At 64.4% G+C, this 778-nt stretch carries 1 protein-coding gene and 1 pseudogene; one reads left to right on the forward strand and one right to left on the reverse strand.

The features are described from left to right. A pseudogene (locus EN969_RS33605) lies at window positions 1–198 on the forward strand (lysozyme); the annotation flags it as partial. Between the two features lie 17 nt (window positions 199–215). Here EN969_RS33605 and EN969_RS33610 read toward each other — a convergent pair. Then, window positions 216–778 (reverse strand): uracil-DNA glycosylase (locus EN969_RS33610; RefSeq protein ID WP_164758774.1); only part of this gene is annotated, 563 nt, incomplete at its 5' end.

Raw genomic sequence — 778 nt, forward strand, 5'->3', positions numbered from 1 at the left:
GCGCAGACCTATGCAGGGCGCATTGCTGCCCGTCCGCTCTGGCTCCGCTCGTTGCTCCTGGAGCCGGACCGCGACGACTGGGTCTACTGGCAGTACCACAACAGGGGTCGCGTCGACGGCATCAATGGCGATGTCGATATGAATGTGCTGAAGGGTGGGCCGGCGGTGCTGGCTGCACTGTTTGCGCCATCAAGCTGATCCGCTGGCGCCCGACTCTATTTCTGCAGGAACGCCGCTATCTGGCTGAAAACGCTAACGAACATCGCTTCGGTCAGCACACCGGTGTTGGTGTTGTAGCGCGAGCAATGATAGCTCGAAAACAGCGTGATGCTGCCGGCCGGCAGCTGCCCGCCATGCTTGAACGGATAGGCGGCGACACGCCCGCCCAATGCCCGCACCGTCGACTGGTGCGCGATCGATCCCAGTGCCAGCACGGCGCGCAGGTTCGGGAACCTGGCGATCGTCGGCACCAGGAATGTCCGGCAGGTGGCAATCTCAGCGCCCACCGGCTTGTTCTCCGGCGGCACGCAGCGCACCGCGTTGGTGATCGCGGTGCCGACCAGCTCCAATCCGTCATCTGGCCGCGCCTTGAACTCTCCGCGCGCAAAACCGTGCGAAATCATCGTCGAGTAGAGCATGTCGCCGGCATAGTCGCCGGTGAACGGGCGGCCCGTTCGATTGGCACCGCGCAGGCCAGGCGCCAGCCCGACGATCAGCAACTGAACCGCCGCGTCACCCTCGGGTGGTAAAAAAGTCGGCACCGGCGCATTGAACCAGG

It is taken from the genome of Mesorhizobium sp. M7A.F.Ca.CA.003.01.2.1, assembly GCF_003998945.1.
In the GTDB taxonomy this organism is placed as follows: Bacteria; Pseudomonadota; Alphaproteobacteria; order Rhizobiales; family Rhizobiaceae; genus Mesorhizobium; species Mesorhizobium ciceri.